Genomic DNA, 19,257 nt, shown 5'->3' with positions numbered 1-19,257 from the left:
AAAGCGCGCGCCCGGGCCGGGTTTCGGTCTTATTGCGCCTTGGGCGGGTTCGAGGGCGTGTATTGCTCGCTCGGATCATGTTTGGTCAGATCGCAACCCGCCTGCCCCAGCCAATAGGGCTGAACGTCTTTCCAGACTTTCGGGAATTCGACGGTGTGATCGCCCAGCACATGCGCAAGGTAGATCGTATGCGAGCTGTGCTGGCTTTTCGGATCAATGCACATCTTGCCCGAGGGCGCCTCGACGCAGACATCGCCTTCCGCGATGACCTTGCGCAGATCGTCCTTGGCGGTCGAGCCATTCGCGCGCTCGATCATCTGCTTGTAGAGATAGACCGCCGCATAAGAGTTCGAGGCCTCTTGGTTGATATAGGGCTCATCGGGGAAGCGGGCGCGGAATTTCTCGACAAAGGCCTTGCTCTCGGGCGTGTCGATTTCCTCGATATAGTTGACCGTGACATACATGTCCTTGAGGCTCGGCGCCTTGAAGCGCTTGTGCTCATAGCCCTGTCCGACATTGACCGAGGATGCCATCGGCAGGCCAAGATTGGCAGCAGAGGCTTGCTCGTAGTAAGAGGCCTGCGAGGTCCCAACCAGCAGCGTCACCACGAAATCGGGCTTGGCGGTCTGGATGTTCTTGATCGTTTGCGAGAATTGCGAAACGCTCAGAGGAATGAATTCCTCGCCCACCATCTCGCCGCCATTCTCGGCCACGATCTGGCGCACCCATTCGGCGGAGAGCTGGCCGAAGTTGTAGTCGGCCGCGATCGTATAGACGCGCTTGCCATAGGTCTCCATCATGTAAGGAAGAAGCGTCGAGAACTGCTGTTCCGGCACCGCGCCCGTGACGATCATATTCGCGTCACAGACCCCGCCTTCATATTGGTTGTTGTAGAAGGCCAGACCGTCGAACTGGTTGACGATCGGGCGGTAGGCCTCGCGCGCGGCCGAGGAAAAGCCCGCGAAGACCGCATCGACCTTGTCGCGCTGCAAGACGCGGCGCATGAATTCCTGATAGCGCGTGTTGTCGGATTGGGTGTCATAGACCACGAGCTCAAGCGGGCGCCCGGCAATGCCGCCTGCCGCGTTGATCTCTTCGGCGGCCAGCTCGATCGCATGGACCTTGCCGATGGTCGCCACCGCGAAATCGCCCGATTGATCTTCGAGCACGCCCAGCTTGATCGGCCCCTCATTGGCATGAAGGGGCGAGACAGCCGCGATCAGCGCCGCCAGCGCACAGGCTGGGGCGAAACTTTTCTGGATGAACATGGGGTTTCCTGTTGGTTTCCGGGTTTTGGGATCAGCCCCGCGCAGCCTTCAAACCGGGCGCTACGGGGAGGGTCTGGTCGGGTCGGGGTCGGTCAAGAAAGCTTTCGGCATAATCCTCGATGCTCATGCGGTGACGCATGCTGTCGCGGCGCAGTTGCAGGAAGGCCGCGGCCTCGTCGCATTGGCCTTCGGCCATCAGCCGGATGATCGCGGAAATCAGCGCGGGCCGCTTGCGCCGGCGCTCTTCATAGTCGCGCAAGCGCTGGTGCAATCCGGCGCGCAGGTTGAATTCATTCACCGCCAGAAAGAGCGCGCTATAGACGCTGCCGCCATAGACGGGCTTGGTGAGCGAGGCGGTCGCGCCCAGTTCGACCATCAGGCGCAGGCGGCTGGGAACCTCGCTGCCGATCAGCGCAATGGTCGGGCACAGTCCCACCGCCGCGCCGTCCGACTGCGGCGAGGGAAAGGCCAGATCGAGGTCGATGAAGGCGAGATGACCCTCGGGCGTGACCGGAATGCCGATCTCGCCGCCGATCCACTCCTCGATCGCGATATCGACCGCCTCGATGCCAAGCCGCGCCAAGGTCGCGACCAAGGTGTCGCGGCTGCGCGATTGCCCGAGCGCCAGAAGCGCCTGACGGCCGGTGAAGTTCTGAATGACGCGGGTGTTTTTCATCGCACGGGCCCCAATTCAAAGGAGGAGGTCGCCGGAAGCTCGCGGTTTCCGGCGCGGGTCAGGTAAGGATCGGGCGCGACCGGGGTCGGGCTTTCGAAAAGGATCTCGAAACTGGCATCGGCGCGCGAGCGACCGATGCGCGGCGTCAGCCAGGCGTGCTGGGTCAGGGGATCGAGCGCGATGCGGCCCTGCGGCGCGTCGAAACTGACCTCGCCCAGAACCTTGCGGATCGCCGCCGCATCACTCGCCCCCGCCGCCCGCGCCGCCCGCGCGATCAGATGGACCGCGTTATAGGCCCCCTCGGCCTCGACCGAGACGCAAGGCCCGTCGGGATAGGCGGCGCGGTAAGCCTCGACAAAGGCGCGGTTTTTCGCGCCCGGGATCGCGGCGAAATAGACGCTTGCGCTGAGATGGCCATCCGCCGCTTCGGGGCCGATCAGCACCAACTCGGGCTCGGAGAGGTTGCAGGACGCGACCGGCAGCAGGCGCGGCTGGTCGATGCCGCGCGCGACGCAGACCTGCCGCAGCGCGCGGATGAAGGCATAAGAGCTTTCCCCGATCAGCGCGTTGAAGACGAAATCCGGGCGCAGGCGCAGGATCGTCTCGACCGCCTGGGCCACATCGGTCACGCCGACATCGAGATAGGTCTCGCTCAACACCTTGCCCCCGCGCGCGCGGATGCTGTCGCACATGATGCGGTTGCTTTCCCAGCCCCAGACGTAATTCGAGCCGATGCAGCAGACCGAATTGCCGATCTCGGCGGTCAGATAGTCGATGAGCGGCGTCATATGCTGGTTCGGACCAGAGCCCGAATAGATCACATTGGGCGAATTCTCGAAGCCCTCGTAATGGACCGGGAACCACAAAAGCGCATCCTGCCGCTCGACTTCGGGCAGCACTTCCTTGCGGCTCGACGAGGTGTAGCAGCCGCAGATATTGGTGATGCCACGCGCCAGCGCCGCGCGGGCGAGCTCGGGATAGGCCTCGGGACGGCCCGCCGGGTCGAATTCGATGGGTTCGATCCGCAGGCCGAAATCCGCATCCGCATTGATCTCGGCACAGGCCAGACGCGCGCCATTCAGCGACGAGCGGCTGACCGCCTCATAGGGGCCGCTGTGCGAGAAAAGAAGCGCGAGGGGAAGGATCGAGATCATCGGGCCCAAAAATAAAAAAGCCCCAGTGCATGTCGGGACATGCAGGGGCTTCGTTGCGAATATGGTCAGCTTGGTGGTCTGGTCTCAGGGCGCCATTGCCCCGTTCCGACTAAGGTTAGACGAGGATGGCGCGATCTGTAAACGTTTTTGTGACAGGGGCGACATAAGTAGGGGGCGCGGGTCTTGCGCGCGCCCCGGCTCGCAGGTCCCGGCAGTGCGGCTGGCTATCCCATCGGCGGCGCTAAAGCTTCTCGCGGCGCAGCAGCTCGTCGAAAAACGTCGCGCGATCCGCGCCCAGATAGACGGTCGAGCCGGTTTCCTCAAGAAGATCATAGCCTTGCGCGGCGGAAATCAGCCGGATCGCAACCTGCCGAACCTCAAGATCGGGCGGGAAAATCCCGGCCTCGACGCCCTCTTGCAAGGTCGCGATCACGAAATCCGACATGCGGTTGATGCCATGGGCAATCGCGTCGCGCACGGCGCTTTCGTGTCGGATGCCGCGCGCCTCGTGCCACAGCCGCTCGGCGACATCCATGATCGGACCGAGCTCTTTGCCGATCACATTCTCGCAGCCCGAGAGCACGCTCAGCAGCCGTTCACGCGGCTGGCGGCGCATCATCGCTTCGAGCAAAGCCGGTTCCAGCCGCGCCCAGACCTCGCGCACGGCCTCGGCGCGCAGCATCTCGGCAGAGGTGAAATGGTGGTGGATCTGACCCGGAGAACAGCCGAGTTCCTGCGCGATCCGGCGCACCGTCGCGGCGGCAAGCCCTTCGCGCGACACGATGTCGATCACCGTGTTCATAATGGCTTCCCGCCGATCTGCGCGACACAGATATGCCAAATCCGACCCTCCATTCACGTCCGAAATCGGCCGCTTCGGCCCGACATTATCACAGCGCCAGACAAATTCAAACTGGACATTCGTCCAAGTTGGACATAGGACCAGAATTAATTGATTCCCTCTCAACGGATTTCCCATGCCCTTCCCCCTTTCCCGCAGCCTCGCAGGCGGCGTCGCCTTGTTCGTGCTGCTGGCCGTTCAGGCCTCGGGCGCCATGGCTCAGGACATGCCGCCCTCTTCCGTCGGCGTGATCGTGATCCAACCCGAAAACCTTGCCGTCACCGCTGAACTTCCCGGGCGCGTCAGCGCCACCCGCATCGCCGATGTCCGCCCGCGTGTCGGCGGCATTATTGAAAACCGCGTCTTCGAGCAGGGCGGGCTGGTCAAAGAGGGCGATGTGCTCTTTCGCCTTGACCGCGTGACCTATGAGGTCGCGGTCGAATCCGCCAAAGCGGCGGTGGCCCGCGCCAATGCGGGGCTCGTCGAGGCCGAGCAGAACGAGCGGCGCTATGCCTCGCTCAATGAACGCAATATCACCAGCCGCGCGGATTTCGAGACTGCCGTCGCGGGCAAGCTGCAAGCCGAGGCGGCTTTGGCTGAAGCCCGCGCCCAATTGCGCGCAGCCGAGCTGAACCTTGGCTTTACCGATGTGAAGGCGCCGATCTCGGGCCGGATCGGGCGCGCTCAGGTGACCGAGGGCGCGCTGGTTGGCGCGCAGGGCGAGGTTCTGACCACGATCCAGCAGCTCGACCCGGTCTATGCCGATATTCAGCAGCCGGTGTCCGAACTGCTGCGCCTGCGCAATGCGCTGGATACGGGCGAGCTGACGCAGGTCGAGCCGGGCGTCGCGCAGGTCGTGCTTTTGCTCGATGACGGCACCGAATATGACGTGCCGGGCAAGCTGCTGTTTTCCGAGGCGACGGTCGAGCGCTCGAGCGGTCAGGTTACGTTGCGCGCGGAATTCCCCAATCCGTCGGGTAAGTTGCTGCCGGGCATGTATGTGCGTGTCTCGGTCGAGCAGGCCACGGCCTCGGATGCGATCGCCGTGCCCGCACAGGCGGTGCAACGCGATGGGCGCGGCGCCGCGCAGGTCTATGTCGTCGATGCGAAATCGGCGGTCGAGCTGCGTCCGGTGACGCTTGGTCGCGCGCTTGGCAACCGCGTCATCGTGCAAGAGGGGCTGAAGGCGGGCGATATGGTCGTCGTCGACGGGTTCCAGAAAATCGGCCCCGGCGCGCCGGTCTCGCCGGTGTGCTGGAGCGATCCGGTCGAGGGCTCTGAGGGCGAGAAAAACGCCGAGCCGTGCAAGACCAAGCTCGCCGCCGCCCCTGCTGCTGCACCCGCGTCCGCGACGAACTGAGGCAGGGTCCATGGCAAAATTCTTTATCGACAACCCAGTGCTTGCCTGGGTGATCGCGATCTTCATCACTTTGGCCGGGGCGCTGTCGCTGCCCCAGCTTCCCGTCGCGCAATATCCCGATGTCGCGCCGCCGCAGGTCACGATCTCGACCCGCTTTGCCGGGGCCTCGCCGGAAGATCTCTATCGGCAGGTTACCCAGCCGATCGAGGAAGAGCTGAACGGCATTCCGGGCCTGCTCTATTTTGAATCGACCTCCGAGGCGACGGGCGCGGTCACGATCAACGTGACCTTCTCGTCGGGCACCTCGATCTCGCAAGCGGTGGTGGATACGCAAAACCGCCTGCGCCGCGTAGAATCGGCGCTGCCCCAGCAGGTCCAGCAGCAGGGTGTTCTGGTCGAAGAGGCCGGGTCGAACTTCCTGATGCTGGTCGCGCTGACCGCCAAGCCCGAAACCGGGCTCGATGCGGTGGCGCTTGGCGATTACATCACGCGCAACGTCATCAACGAGATCCGCCGCGTGCCAGGTGTTGGCCGCGCCCAGCTTTTCGCGACCCAGCGCGCGTTGCGGGTGTGGATCGACCCGGCCAAGCTCGTCGGTCTGGACATGTCGGTGACCGATGTCACCTCGGCGATTGCCGAGCAGAATGCGCAGGTTGCGGCTGGCTCGGTCGGGGCCGATCCCGCGCCCGATGGGGCGCAGGTCCAAGCCTCGCTGCTGGTCACGGGCCAGCTGACCACGCCCGAGGAATTCGGCAAGATCGTGCTGCGCGCCCGCGATGACGGGGCGCTTGTGCGGCTCTCGGATGTCGCGCGCATCGAGGTCGATGCCGAGCTCTACGCCTTCAAATCCTTCCTCAACGGTCAGGAAACCGCGGCCATCGGCGTCCAGCTGTCGCCCACCGGCAACGCTTTGGACACCGCCGAGGGCGTGCGCGCCGCGATGGATCAGCTCGCGCCGCTTTTCCCGCAGGGCGTCACCTATTCGATCCCCTATGACACGACGCCTTTCGTCTCGGCCTCGATCGAGAAAGTGCTGCATACGCTTGCCGAAGCGGTGGGGCTGGTCTTCGTCGTGATGTTCATCTTCCTGCAAAACTTCCGCTATACGGTCATTCCGACGCTGGTCGTGCCGATTGCTTTGGCGGGGACGCTGGCGGTGATGCTGGCGGCGGGCTTCTCGGTCAACGTGCTGACGATGTTCGCGATGATCCTCGCCATCGGCATCCTTGTCGATGACGCGATCGTCGTCGTCGAAAACGTCGAGCGCATCATGTCCGAGGAGGGCCTTTCGCCCAAGGAAGCCGCCAAGAAGGCGATGGGCCAGATCTCTGGCGCCATCGTCGGGATTACGCTGGCGCTGATGGCGGTCTTCATTCCGCTGGCCTTCTTCCCGGGCTCGGTCGGGATCATCTATCAGCAATTCTCGCTGACGATGGTCGTGTCGATCTTCTTCTCGGCCTTCCTTGCGCTTTCGCTGACGCCTGCGCTCTGCGCGACTTTCCTCAAGCCGATCCCGAAAGGGCATGGCCATGCGAAACGCGGCGTCTTTGGCTGGTTCAACCGCAATTTCGACCGCGCCACCGGCGGCTATACCCGTACCGTCGGCGGGCTGATCCGTCGCGCCGGTCGGATGATGGTGATCTATCTGGCGCTGGTCGTGGGGCTGGGCTGGTTCTATATCCAGATCCCCTCGGCGTTCCTGCCGCAAGAGGATCAGGGCTATCTTCTGGCGAACCTGCAAGGCCCGCCGGGCGGAACCTCTTTCCGTCTGCGCGAGGTCACGAAACAGGCCGAAACGCTGGCGATGTCGATGGACGGCGTGCGTGACATCGTGACGATCCAGGGCTTTTCCTTCTCGGGTCAGGGGCCGAACTCGGGTCTGGCTTTCGTGACACTGAACGACTGGAGCAAGCGCGAGACGCCTGAACTCAGCGCGGGCGCTTTGGCGGGGCAATTGTCGGGTGGGCTCTTCGCCATCCGCGACTCGATTGCCTTCGCGTTGTCGCCGCCGCCGATTCAAGGGCTTGGCAACAGCTCGGGCTTTGCTTTCCGCCTGCAAGACCGCGCCAACAACGGCAGCGCCGCCTTGCAAGAGGCGAGCGACAAGCTCATGGCGGGCGCCGCGGCCAGCCCGGTTCTCGCGAACCTCTATACCGAAGGCTTGCCGCCCGGTCCGCAGCTGCGTCTGAAGATCGACCGCGAAAAGGCCAATGCCTTTGGCGTGACCTTTGGCGAGATCAATCGCACGATCTCGGTCGCGCTTGGTTCGGGCTATGTCAATGACTTCCCCAATGACGGCAAAATGCAGCGCGTCATGGTGCAGGCCGAGGCCGATGCGCGCATGAACATCGAAGATGTCATGAAGCTCAACGTCCGCAACGTGCAGGGTGGCATGGTGCCGCTCTCGTCTTTCGCCAGCGCGGAATGGACGCATGGTCCCTCGCAGATCGTGGGTTACAACGGCTATCCCTCGATGCGGATCAATGGCGAGGCGGCGAAAGGCTATTCCTCGGGCGATGCGATTGCGGAAATGGAGCGTCTCGCAAGCGATCTGCCCCCCGGTTTCGCCTTCCAATGGACCGGCCAATCGTTGCAAGAGATCCAAAGCGGCAACCAGGCGCCGTTCCTGATCGGGCTGTCGATCCTCTTCGTCTTCCTGTGCTTGGCCGGGCTTTATGGCAGCTGGGCGATCCCGCTTTCGGTCATGCTGATCGTGCCGATGGGCGCGATCGGGACGGTGGCGGCGGTGACGGTGACGGGGATGTCGAATGACGTCTTCTTCACCGTCGGTCTCATCACCATCGTCGGTCTGTCGGCCAAGAACGCCATTCTGATCGTCGAGGTCGCCAAGGATCTGATCGCCGAGGGCATGGGGCTGATGGAGGCCACGATCGAGGCCTGCCGTCTGCGCTTCCGCCCGATCCTGATGACCTCGCTGGCCTTCACCATGGGCGTGGTGCCGATGGCGATTGCCACCGGCCCCTCGGCCGCCAGCCAAAACGCCATCGGCATTAACGTCGTCGGCGGCATGATCTCGGCCACCGTGCTGGGCGTGCTCTTCGCACCGGTCTTCTTCGTCTTCGTGATGAAGCTGACCGGCAGCTACAAAAAACTCGGACGCAAGAATTCCGCCACTGGCTCAGCTCCGGAAGTCCAGCCGGCGGAATGACGGGGGGCGGGGACGCGGGCCAGTTCCGCGTCCCCGTTACGCCCTGTCACAACCGACCCCTCCCCCCCAAAAAAAGACGAACCCATGACCTTTTCCCTTCCTTGCGCGTGGCGCGGGCGTCGCGCGCGCCTTTTGACCTCGCTGCCGATGCTTCTTGTGCTCGCGGCCTGTGCGACCACGGAATTCACCCCGCCCAAGGCCGATCTCGCCCCGAAATTCGACGGAGCCGCCCCGGCGCGCAAGGCGACCGGGCCGTGGTGGCAAAGCTTCCGCGACCGCTCGCTTGATGGGCTGATCGCGCAGGGCCTTGCCCGCAACCTCTCGATCGAGGAAGCCGTCGCGGTCATTGACGAGGCGCAGGCGGGCGTCGGACTGGCGCGCGCCGCCGATCTGCCGCAGGTGCAGGCCGGGGCCTCGGCCTCGCGCGGCGATCAGCAGGGCACCGGCATCCGCGAGACCAGCTCGGGCACGCTTTCGACCTCGTGGATGATCGACATTTTCGGCGGCAACCGCGCCAATCGCGCGGCGGCGATTGCCGAGCTTGAGGCGGCGAAGCTCTCGAAAGAGGCCGCCGAACAGGCCGTGACCGCCTCGATTGCCTTGGCCTATATCGACCTGCGCTATTACCAGCAAAGCCTGGCGCTGACCCGCCAAAGCATCACCAGCCGCCGCGAGACCTTGAAGATGACGCGCGCGATGGACGAGCTTGGTCAGGCGACGCGGCTTGACGTTCTGCAAGCCGAGCAGGCGGTGGCGCAGGCCGAAGCCGACCTGCCGCGCCTTGAAATGGGGGCCGATCAGGCGCTGAACAAGCTGGCGACGCTGACCGCCTCGCGCACGGCCGTGCTGCGTCCGGCGCTGCAAAAGTCGACCAATCAGCCCAATGCGCAGTTCAAGCCCTCGGTCGGCCTGCCCGCCGAGGTCATCCGCGCCCGTCCCGATGTCGCGATTGCCGAGCGCCAATATGCCGCCGCCGTCGCGCGGGTTGGCGTGGCCGAGGCGGCGTTCTGGCCCTCGGTCTCGCTTTCAGGTTCGATCACGCCGACGAATATCCGGCGCGGTGGCAGCCTAACCTCTTGGGCTCTGGGGCCGCAGATCAACCTGCCGATCTTTGAGGGCGGCGCGAACAAGGCCCGCCTCAGCGCCGCCGAAAGCCGCGCGGTGCAGGCGCAGACGCGCTGGAAAGCTACGGTTCTCAAGGGGATCGAAGAGGTCGAGAACGGGCTCTCCGCCTATAATCGCGGTTCGAGCAACGTCGCGGCGCAGCGCAAACTGGTCAATACGGCGCAGGAAACCGTCTCGCTCTCGCGCGAGGCTTGGACCGGCGGGCAGTCGGATTTCTTCACCGTGCTGGATGCCGAGCGCAATGTCCTGACCGCCCGCAGCGCGCTTGCCGCCGCGCAGCGCGATCATGCGGCGGGCTATGTCGCGCTCAGCATCGCCGCCGCCGCCCCGATCCGCTGAGCACCGTCACGGGGCGCGCGCCCGCAAAGACAACCGTGCGCGCGCGCGCCCCGTGATTCCCCGCCCCCGCTTGCGCGGGTGGCGTGGAAAGATCTCCTCTCGATCCCGGCAGGCGCGCGGCGGGGCTTTGGCCGATCTAGGTCTTGGCAGCGCGGAATTTGCAAAGATGCGCGGCCGGGCTCAATTATCTTGATAAAGCCCATAGGAATTTACACCATTCTGCCATCCCCCCGAGATGGACGGCAAAATGATTTCTTCCCGCTTTTTCCTGACCCGCCGCAGCCTCCTTGGCAGCGCCGCTGCCTTTGGCCTTGCTGCGGCCCTTCCCCTCCCCGCCTTTGCCGCAGACGAGCCGGTGCGCGGCGGCATCCTGACCGTCTCGCTCGCGACCGAATCCGCCTCGATTGCCGCGACGACGACCACCACGCCTTTCGCCTATTTCATCAGCTCGAAGATCCTCGAGGGGCTGCTGCGCTATGATCTCGACCTGTCGCCGAAGCCGGAACTTGCGACCGAATGGGCGGTGAGCGAGGACGGTCTGCGCTATTGGTTCCGCCTGCGCGAGGGCGTGAGCTGGCATGACGGCGAGCCCTTCGACGCCGAGGATGTGGTCTTTTCGATCAAGCTGCAACGCGATGTCCATCCGCGCGGGCGTCGGGTCTTTCGCAATGTGACGGCGGTCAATGCGCTTGGCCCCCATGAGGTCGAGATCCTGCTCTCCGAGCCCGCGCCCTATCTGCTGGTGGCCTTTGCCGGCTCGGGCGTGCCGATTGCGCCCGCCCATATCTATGACGGCACCGATATCCTGACCAATCCGGCCAATGCCGCGCCGATCGGCACCGGGCCGTTCCGCTTCAAGGAATGGGTGCGCGGCAGCCATATCATCCTGGACCGCAACCCCGATTATTGGGACCAGCCGCGGCCCTATCTCGACGGCATCGTCTTTCGCTTCATCGGCGATCCGCTGACCCAGATCGCGGCGCTTGAAACCGGCGAGGTCCAGCTGACGCCGACCGGCGTGCCGCTGACCGAGCTCGAGCGGCTGCGCTCCAATCCGCAGCTGGGCGTCGAGACCAAGGGCTTTGACTATGGCAATACGGTCATGCGGCTTGAATACAACCTCGACCATCCGCAGCTCTCAAAGCTCAAGGTGCGGCAGGCGATTGCGCATAGCATTGATGTGAATGCGATCGTCAACCTCGCCTATCTTGGCAATGCGGTGCCGATCTATGGCCCGGTGAGCCCCGGCCTTGCGGCCTTTTATACCGAGGATCTGCCGCGCTACGCGTTCGACCCCGCCAAGGCTGAGGTGCTTCTGGACGAGGCAGGCGCCCCGCGCGGGGCGAATGGCGTGCGTTTCGAGGTCTTCCTCGACCCGGTCCAGCCGACCGGCCCGGTGCGCCAGACCGCCGATTATCTCGCGCAGGCGCTGGACCGTGTCGGCATCAAGCTGACCATTCGCGGGCAGGATTTCGCGACCTATGTCCGGCGCATCTATACCGAGCGCGATTTCGACATCGCCTTGGAAACGCTCAGCAATCTCTATGACCCGGTTGCGGGGATCCAAGGGCTCTTCTGGTCGAAAAGCATCGAGCCGGGCGTGCCCTTCGTCAATGCCGCCCATTACCGCAGCGCCGAGGCCGACCGGCTGCTGGAGGCGGCGGCGGTCGAGATTGACCCCGCCAAACGCGTGGCGCTTTACACCGATTTCCAAAAGCAGGTGATCGCCGATCTGCCAGCCTTCTATCTGGTCGCGCCGGTCGCCCATACCGTCTTCAACCGCCGCGTCCATGACCACACGCTGACCGTGGACGGGTTCGGCTCGAATGGCGCCTTCGTCTGGCTCGCGCCCGCCTGAGACGCGGGTACCCGCCCCCGGCACAGGCATTTCCCTTTGATCTGACAGGATATTTCGATGACCGAAGTTCTTTCTCCCAGCAAGCTCTCGCCCCATCAGCCGGTCCCAGATGCGGTCCCGGAGGCGGGCGCGCGTGATCCGGCGATCCACCCCCGGATTGCCGCTTTCGCCGAGGACATCACCGCCTGGCGCCATGATTTCCACCGCCATCCCGAGATCGGTTTCGAGGAACATCGCACCTCGGGCATCGTCGCGCAAAAGCTGGAAAGCTGGGGGATCGAGGTCCATCGCGGCTATGGCGGCACCGGGCTCGTCGGGCGGCTGACCGGGCGGTACACGGATCGCGCCGGGGCAAACCGCGTGATCGGGCTGCGCGCCGATATGGATGCGCTGCCGATGACCGAGGACACCGGCCTGCCCTATGCCTCGGAAATTCCTGGGAAATTCCACGGCTGCGGCCATGATGCCCATACCGCGATCCTCTTGGGCGCCGCGCGCTATCTCGCCGAGACCCGCGATTTCGCGGGCACGGTGCAATTCATCTTCCAGCCCGCCGAAGAGGGTCTGGGCGGGGCCCGCGCCATGATCGCGGATGGGCTTTTCCGCGATTTTCCGGTTGATGAGATCTATGGCCTGCATAATGCGACCGGAGACCGCGTTGCGCCCGGCCATCTGCGCGTCGGGCAAGGCGTCTCGATGGCGGGGGCGGATTTCTTCGACATCAAGCTGATCGGTAAGGGCTCGCATGCGGCCCATCCGCACGGCGCACATGATCCGATCCCGGCGCTTGGCGCGCTCATTCAGGCGCTTCAGACCATCGTCAGCCGCAATCTCAAGGCGACCGAGCCCGCGGTTTTGTCGATCACGCAAGCCCATGCGGGCACGGCTTACAACATCATCCCCGAAACGGCGGTGCTGTCAGGGACGGTGCGCGCCTTTTCCGACGAGCTGCGCGCGCAGGTCCGCGCGCGCATCACCGCGCTTGCCGAACATATCGCCGCCGCCCATGAGCTGCGCGCCGAGGTCGAGATCCGCGATGTCTTTTCGGTACTGACCAACCACCCCGAAGGCGTCGCCCATGTTGTCGAGGTCGGCGAGGACCTTCTTGGGCCTGCGCGGGTCGAGATCTCGCAAGATCTGGTGCTCGGCAGCGAGGATTTCGCCGATATGCTGCAACATGCGCCCGGCGCCTTCTTCGTGCTCGGCCATAGAGGCTCGGTGCCGCTGCACAATCCGCAATATGTGCTCGATGATGCGATCCTGCCGCTTGGCGCGAGCTTCTGGGCGCGGCTGGTCGAGACCCGGCTGAAGGCGGCCTGAGCCGCGCGCGTCTGCCAGCGCCGCGACTGCCGCCTTTGGGAAAGCGCCGCCCGGCCTGGTCTCCGGGCGGCGTTTTCTGTTTCGCAAAACGGAAGGGCGCGCCCTCCCCCAGCAGATCTCAGCTCGCCAGAAAGACATTGGCCCAGTTGTTCGACACCCCGTCCAGCGTCACATCGGTCAGATGCCGCACCGGCTTTTGCCAGAAAACATAGGCATCGGGCGCGACCAGATCGATGGCGGGCAGATCCTCGACGACGATGTTTTGGAAGGCGGTGAACAACTCCTTGCGCTTGGCCGGATCGTTTTCCGAGGCCGCCGCTTCGAGCAGCCGGTCCACCTCGGGATTGGCATAATGCGCGCCATTCGAGAAAGGCACGCCCGGCTTGAAGTTCTTCGACCAGTAAAGCCGCTGCACGCCCACCGTGGGATCGAACAGATTGCTCATCGGCTCGATCGCCAGATCAAAATCACGGTCGGTATAGACCCGTTTGACGAAGCCCGCGAAATCCTGCGTGCGCACGCTCGAACGGATGCCGACCGCATTCAGCGCCTGTGCGAGATAATCGGCGATCTGGCGATGGGGGCCGGTCGCATCCATCGGGTCGATGGTCAGCGTGAAGCGCACCCCATCGGCGCCACGCGGGAAACCGGCCGCGTCGAGCAGCGCCTCGGCCTGCGCCGGATCATAGGCATAGCGTTTCAGATCAGGGGTATAGAAGGCGGTGACGCCCGGGCTGATCGGCCCGTCAAGCCGCTTGGCATGGCCAAGATAGACCGTATCGACGATGAAATCCTTGTCGAAGGCATGGGCAATCGCATGGCGCACGCGCACATCCTTCAGCTCGGGCCGGTCGAGGTTGAAGAGCGCGCGCAGGATCGAATTGTTATAGCGCGTCGCGCGGCTGTCAAAGCCAAGCGCGGGATTGGTTTGCAGCCGGTCGATATCGCGCACCGAGATCGCCGCCATCGAGACCTGCACCTCGCCGGTCTCCAAGGCCGCCGCCGCCGCGCCTTGATCGGTGATGAAGCGCAGCACGATCTGGTCGAGATAGGGCTTGCCCGCCTCCCAGTAATCGGGGTTCCGCGTCAAGAGAACATGGCTGCCGCGCACCCATTCCTTGAAGCGGAAGGGCCCGGTTCCGATTGGCGCGGACAGCGCGGGATTGCTCGCCAGCTTCTCGCCCCCGAAGATATGTTTGGGCAGGATCGGCGCCTCCATCGCCGCCAGCGCCTTCAGCAGATAGGGCGCGGGATGGGACAGGCGGATGCGGATCTGATGGGGGTCGAGGATCTCGACCTCGGTGATGTTGGCGAAGGTGCCGCGCGCGCGCGGATGCTCTTCCTTCAGCGCGAGGATCGAGAAGGCGACATCCTCGGCGGTGAAGGGTTTGCCGTCATGCCAGCTCACCCCCTCGCGCAGCTTGAACGTATAGGTCAGCCCGTCGGGACTGACCTCCCAATCGGTGGCAAGCTGCGGCTGGGGGTTGAAATCGGTGTCATAGCTCAGCAGCCCCTCGACCACTTTGGCGGTGATATGCATGGCCGCTCCGGTATTCGTCGCCGAGATCAGCGTCGGCGGTTCCGAGCCCACATTGAAGGTCACCGTCCCGCCCGAAACCGGCGCGGGATCGGCGGTCTCGGCCAGCGCCGCGCCGCCAAAGCCGCGGGTCAGAACCGCAGCCGCGGCAGAACCCAGCAAGAGCCGGCGCGACAGGGTGAAAGGAGCAGGCGAGCGTCTCGTCATGGCAGTGTCCTTGAGCATATCTGTGCGCCGTGGCCCGGACTCGGGTGCGCCGCCCCGGCCAAAAGCATCGGGGCATTGGGTTCGTGTTCTATAATGTCTATGGATATTATCGGTTATGATCCCGCCGGGCGAGAACCAATGTCCTGCCCGCGCGAATTCAGCACAAAGACCACGCGCCGCGTAGGGCTTGCGCAAGATTGCTGTCGTCGGGCGGGGCTGCGGAAAAATCCCGTTCTCTGGCAGGGCGACCTCCGCGCGGCCGCAAGAGAATATGCCGCTGTTTTCAGGGGCCGGGGCGAAAGATCGGGCCTCTCCGCTGCCCGACTATAGGATGGACCGAAGCCCCGCTTTGGCTCAGATTCGTCATGGAAAACCGCCCCTCCAACGACCGGAAAAGACCCATGAGCCATTCAGATCACGCCGCAGCCACGGGCCCCATTCTGGTGACGGGGGCGACGGGCAAGCTCGGCCGGATCGTCACGCGCGAGCTGATTGCGCGCGGGATCCGGCCTCGGGTGCTGAGCCGTAACCCCGACAGCGCCCGCCGCATTTTTGGAGCGAGCGTTGACATCGTCGCGGGTGATTTTCGCGACCTAGACAGCCTTGCGCGCGCGGTTTCGGGGATCGCGCGGCTGTTCCTGCTCTCGCCGATCAGCGAAACGCTGGCCGAGGATCAGATCGCGGTGATCGAGGCCGCGCGCGCGGCGGGGGTCACGCGGATCGTCAAGATCTCGGGCTCGGATTGGACGGTCGGCACCTCGTTTTCGGGCGATGCCCATCAGGCGATCGAGACCCATCTGGCAAGCGCGGTGCCGCAATCGGTCGCGATCCGGCCCAATGCCTGGGCGCAGGTCTCGCTGGCCGGGACCATCCGCCAGATCCGCGCGGGCGGGCCGATCCATGCCCGCCACGGCGCGGCCGAGGTCGCCTATATCGACATTCGCGACATTGCCGATGTCGCTGTCTCGCAGCTTCTGGCCGAGGCCCCCGCGCCCGGCCCGCTGGTCATCACTGGCGGCGAGGCTTTGTCCACCGACGAGCTCGCGCGGATCGCGAGCGGCCTTGCCGGGCGTGAAATCACGGTGTCGGCAGAGGCGCCGGCGGTTGATCCCGGCGCGCCGAGCCTGCCCGCCTTCGAGCAAGGGGTGATCGCGCAATTCATCAAGGTCATTAGCGCGGGGGGCGCGGCGGGCGTCACGCAAACCGTGTCAGAGATCCTTGGCCGCGCGCCGCGCCGCGTCGAGGATTATCTGAGCGAGGCGCTGGTCGAGGCGTAACGCAAAGGGCGCGGGGTTCGCCCCCGCGCCGCTTTTATCGCTTGGTTGAGGGGCTCAATAAGCCACCGTGAACCGCTCGCGGATATGGCTGCCCTTTTCGAAAACATCGAGAATGGCGGCGGCGAAATCGGCGCGCGAGATCCGGCTATCGCCCGCCGCATCGCGCAAGAGCACATCCTGCCCGAGCCGGTAGCGGCCAAGCTTCGGCCCCTCGAAAATATCGAGCGGCGGCGAGACATAGCTCCAATCGAGCCCGGAACCTGTCGCGGGTGCCGCACCCTGCGCGCCGCGAAGTCCGCGCAGGATCTCGCGGTTTTGCAGCGTATGGGCCTTGTGATCGGCGGGATAGAAAGCGGCATCGACGACATCGCCGTCGCGATCCGCCTCGGCGCGCAGGCTGCCGACGCCGCCGACGATTATCGCCCGCGCCACCCCCGCCGCGTTGAGCGCGGTGAAGAGGCTCTCATGCGCGGCCTTGATCAGCTGCGCGGCCTCTTCGGCGCTGAAACGGCTGAGGCCCGGGCTATAGGCGCTGAGAACCGCATCGGCGCCGCGAAAGATCTCGGTCACGGCGGCGGTCTCGGCAAGATCGGCCTGCACCGAGGTCAGGCGCTCGGCTGCGGGCAGGTTCTGGCTGCGGGTCAGCGCGGTGACATGATGGCCGCGCGCCAGAGCCTCGGTGCGCAGATGGCTGCCGATGCCGCCAGAGGCGCCGATGAGGACGATTTTTGCCACGGGTTTGGCCTTTCGCGAAAAGGGGGAGAGCGGCCCGCGCTATGGTGGGGCGGGCCGGGGTGAGGCGCTTAGGCAGGCACGGCCAGTTTCGCGCGCGCCGCCGCCAGCGGGGCCGGATCGACCCAATCGCGCACGTCGAATTCAGCCGGGATAAAGTCCCATTCGCGCAGGAAACCGACGAAATGCTGAAGCGCGTCGATCTGGTCTTCCTCGATTGTCAGCTCGAGATGGCGATGAACTTCGGGCCCGTTCGCGGCCCAGATCGCATCCTCGCCCACCCCGATTTCGCGCGCGATCAGGCGGACCGCATCTTCGGGGTGCTCTTTGGCCCAGACGGGCACGCGCAGGACCGAGGCGACGAGCGCTTCGGCGAGATCGGGGCGTCGCGCGATGGTCGCGGCGTCGATCGTCAGGGGACGGGGCGTGCCGTTGTTGATGCGGATGCGGGCATCGGGATGGAAGCCGAAATCGGCGACCAGCACGGCGCGGAACTGCGCGGCGAGCAAAAGCCCCTCGGCGCCCTTGACGAAAAACGCGTCGATCTCGCCCCGCGCGAGCGCGAGGAATTCGGCGCCATAGGGATAGCTGCGGCGCAGCCCGCCATAGCCGCCCTGCCCGATATCGCCGCCAAAGGCCTCATCTTGCAGCCAGACGAGCTCGACATCCGCCGCCGTCAGCCCGGCCAAGGTCAGCGCCGAGACCACGCCTTTGAGCGCCGTGGCGCGCTGGAAATCAATCAGCGCACGGTCATTTCGGGGAATGCCGATGCGCCGCCCCTTGAGATCCGAGGCATCCGTAATCCCGCGTCCGGGCAGCGTGATGACGGCCTGAAACTCATCGGTGGTGGTGATGCCAAGCACGCGGGTCTCGCGCCCATTGGCCCGCGTCCAGAGCGGAGGAATATTGCCGCCCTGCCGGAAGGACCAGTCGAGGCTATGGGTGAAATGGCTGGCGCGGACCTCTGGATCGGGGGATTGGCGGATGGATTTCACCGCCAGATCATGGGCGGCGAAGCTTTCGGCCAGCCAGCCCTTCTGGGCCGCGAGCGACAGCGGCGTCGGTGCGGGGCATTGCGTATACCACAGGAATTCGGGCTTGATCGTCATGGGGTGGCTCCTTTGTGGCGGCTTACTGCGCGGCGATGGCGGCCTCGCGGCCCGCCTCTTCGGCCTGGGCGGCGGCGTAGCGGTCAAAGGCCGCCTTGCCCAAACCGGCGCGGATGATGTTGTTTTGCGGCGCATGGGCCTTGGCGCCCAGCACATTGCGGTGATGGCGCTCCAGCGGATTGTCGCGGCTGATCCCGGGATTGCCGCCGAGATCGAGCGCGATGATCGAGGCTTGCGTCGCATTCTCGATCACCGCATGTTTGACCAGACCGGCGTCAGTGCCAAAGGGGCGGCCAAGGTCGTAATCCTCGGCAATGCCCTGCAAAAGCCTACGGTTGATGCCCAAAAGCACCTCGATCTGGCCGACGCCGTCCTGAATGCGCGGCACGGTGGACAAAGGCGCGCCAAGGCTGCCCGGCACGCGATTGGTGGCAAAATCGACCAGCCAATCACGCGCGGATTCCGCCGCCGCGCTATAGATCGCGGGCACCAGCGTGAAATACCACGCGCCCTCGCGCGGATCGCGGCGCAGGCCCTGCGCGGCCGGGCCAAGGTCGATCGTATCCTCGTAAGGGATCACGACATCGTCGAGCAGGATGTCATCGCTGCGCGTCGCGCGCATTCCGGTCGCATTCCAGGTCCGCTCGATGCGCAGACCCGGCGCGTCGGTCGGCACGAGGAAAAGCCCCAGACGCGGCTCGGCCTCATCGGTGACGGCAAGTACGGTCGACCATTTCAGGAGCGGGATCCCCGTGGCATAGGTCTTGTGCCCCGAGATCCGCCACTGCGCGCCATCGCGCCGCGCGATCGTCTGGGGCAAAGTGCCATGCGAGGGCGAGCCGACCACCGGCTCGACCTGCGCGGAATTGAGAAGCGCCACGCCCTCGCGATTGGCGCGCGAGACCCTTTCGACCAGATGGGCGGGCCATTTGCCCGAGGTGCGGATGCCGTGGTGGATGCCCAGATGCATCGCATAGACGAGCGCGGTCGAGGGATCGCCCTTGGCCACCGCCGATACCGCCGCCAGCGCCGCTTGCAGCCCGCCGCCCAGCCCGCCGTGTTCGGGGGCCATGGTCAGGCGCAAAAGCCCGGCCTCATGCAAAGCGGTGAAATTGGCGAAAGGAAACTCTCCGCTCGCATCGTGATCAGCCGAGGTTTCGGCAAAGTGCCGGCCAAGCTCTTCGGCGCGGGCCAGCGTCTGGGAAAGTTCGGTGGTCATGGGGTCCTCGGGCGGAAAATAGGTCTCGAAAAGGGAAAGTCGGGCTTGGTGGCTTTGGGGCAGAGC

The 19,257-nt window shown here is 65.0% G+C and carries 14 protein-coding genes; 6 read left to right on the top strand and 8 right to left on the bottom strand.

Annotated features, from left to right (window positions below; genetic code table 11):
- Positions 1-29: 29 nt before the first annotated feature.
- The 4 genes from JCM7686_RS18305 to JCM7686_RS18290 form a co-directional block, all read right to left on the bottom strand.
- Positions 30-1,268, bottom strand: a complete 1,239-nt coding sequence (locus JCM7686_RS18305) for an urea ABC transporter substrate-binding protein (RefSeq protein ID WP_020952207.1) — start codon at positions 1,266-1,268, stop codon at positions 30-32.
- Positions 1,269-1,299: 31 nt separating this feature from the next.
- The gene (locus tag JCM7686_RS18300) at positions 1,300-1,944 is read right to left on the bottom strand and encodes an ANTAR domain-containing response regulator (protein WP_020952206.1); all 645 of its coding nucleotides are present in this window, start codon (positions 1,942-1,944) and stop codon (positions 1,300-1,302) included.
- Positions 1,941-3,098 (bottom strand): transporter substrate-binding domain-containing protein, encoded by a 1,158-nt coding sequence (locus JCM7686_RS18295; RefSeq protein WP_020952205.1) that lies wholly within the window; start codon positions 3,096-3,098, stop codon positions 1,941-1,943. Before JCM7686_RS18295 ends, JCM7686_RS18300 begins: the two co-directional genes overlap by 4 nt.
- A 241-nt stretch (positions 3,099-3,339) precedes the next feature.
- Complete coding sequence (locus JCM7686_RS18290; protein WP_041528132.1) at positions 3,340-3,900, bottom strand: TetR family transcriptional regulator; 561 nt, start codon at positions 3,898-3,900, stop codon at positions 3,340-3,342.
- Between the two features lie 175 nt (positions 3,901-4,075).
- On the opposite strand from JCM7686_RS18290, the gene JCM7686_RS18285 reads away from it, so the two are divergent.
- The 5 genes from JCM7686_RS18285 (at position 4,076) to JCM7686_RS18265 (ending at position 13,110) form a co-directional block, all read left to right on the top strand.
- Positions 4,076-5,299 carry an efflux RND transporter periplasmic adaptor subunit gene (locus JCM7686_RS18285; protein ID WP_020952203.1) on the top strand — a complete coding sequence of 408 codons (1,224 nt, stop codon included), beginning with the start codon at positions 4,076-4,078 and terminating at the stop codon, positions 5,297-5,299.
- Between the two features lie 10 nt (positions 5,300-5,309).
- On the top strand, positions 5,310-8,468 hold the full coding sequence (locus tag JCM7686_RS18280) for an efflux RND transporter permease subunit (RefSeq protein ID WP_020952202.1): 3,159 nt from the start codon (positions 5,310-5,312) through the stop codon (positions 8,466-8,468).
- A gap of 84 nt (positions 8,469-8,552) precedes the next feature.
- The gene (locus tag JCM7686_RS18275; RefSeq protein WP_020952201.1) at positions 8,553-9,932 is read left to right on the top strand and encodes an efflux transporter outer membrane subunit; all 1,380 of its coding nucleotides are present in this window, start codon (positions 8,553-8,555) and stop codon (positions 9,930-9,932) included.
- Positions 9,933-10,179: 247 nt separating this feature from the next.
- Positions 10,180-11,790: an ABC transporter substrate-binding protein gene (locus tag JCM7686_RS18270; protein WP_041528131.1), complete on the top strand. Its 1,611-nt coding sequence runs from the start codon at positions 10,180-10,182 to the stop codon at positions 11,788-11,790.
- 57 nt (positions 11,791-11,847) lie between these two features.
- Entirely contained in the window at positions 11,848-13,110 is a 1,263-nt protein-coding gene (locus tag JCM7686_RS18265) for a M20 aminoacylase family protein (RefSeq protein WP_020952199.1), read from the top strand.
- A 118-nt stretch (positions 13,111-13,228) separates the two neighbouring features.
- Here JCM7686_RS18265 and JCM7686_RS18260 read toward each other — a convergent pair whose 3' ends face one another.
- Complete coding sequence (locus JCM7686_RS18260; protein WP_020952198.1) at positions 13,229-14,854, bottom strand: ABC transporter substrate-binding protein; 1,626 nt, start codon at positions 14,852-14,854, stop codon at positions 13,229-13,231.
- A 401-nt stretch (positions 14,855-15,255) separates the two neighbouring features.
- Between JCM7686_RS18260 and JCM7686_RS18255 the strand changes: the two genes are divergently transcribed.
- Positions 15,256-16,131 carry an NmrA family NAD(P)-binding protein gene (locus JCM7686_RS18255; protein WP_051201696.1) on the top strand — a complete coding sequence of 292 codons (876 nt, stop codon included), beginning with the start codon at positions 15,256-15,258 and terminating at the stop codon, positions 16,129-16,131.
- A gap of 54 nt (positions 16,132-16,185) precedes the next feature.
- On the opposite strand, the gene JCM7686_RS18250 is transcribed toward JCM7686_RS18255, so the two are convergent.
- The 3 genes from JCM7686_RS18250 to JCM7686_RS18240 all read right to left on the bottom strand — a co-directional run bounded on the left by JCM7686_RS18250 (position 16,186) and on the right by JCM7686_RS18240 (position 19,191).
- Positions 16,186-16,866: an NAD(P)-dependent oxidoreductase gene (locus tag JCM7686_RS18250; RefSeq protein ID WP_020952196.1), complete on the bottom strand. Its 681-nt coding sequence runs from the start codon at positions 16,864-16,866 to the stop codon at positions 16,186-16,188.
- A 68-nt stretch (positions 16,867-16,934) separates the two neighbouring features.
- Positions 16,935-17,972 (bottom strand): ABC transporter substrate-binding protein, encoded by a 1,038-nt coding sequence (locus JCM7686_RS18245; RefSeq protein WP_020952195.1) that lies wholly within the window; start codon positions 17,970-17,972, stop codon positions 16,935-16,937.
- A gap of 22 nt (positions 17,973-17,994) precedes the next feature.
- The gene (locus JCM7686_RS18240) at positions 17,995-19,191 is read right to left on the bottom strand and encodes an acyl-CoA dehydrogenase family protein (protein WP_020952194.1); all 1,197 of its coding nucleotides are present in this window, start codon (positions 19,189-19,191) and stop codon (positions 17,995-17,997) included.
- Positions 19,192-19,257: the final 66 nt, after the last annotated feature.

It is taken from the genome of Paracoccus aminophilus JCM 7686 (assembly GCF_000444995.1).
GTDB classification, from domain to species: domain Bacteria; phylum Pseudomonadota; class Alphaproteobacteria; order Rhodobacterales; family Rhodobacteraceae; genus Paracoccus; species Paracoccus aminophilus.
The sequence above is the reverse complement of the archived record's forward strand: the minus strand, read 5'-3'. Positions and strand labels throughout refer to the sequence as shown.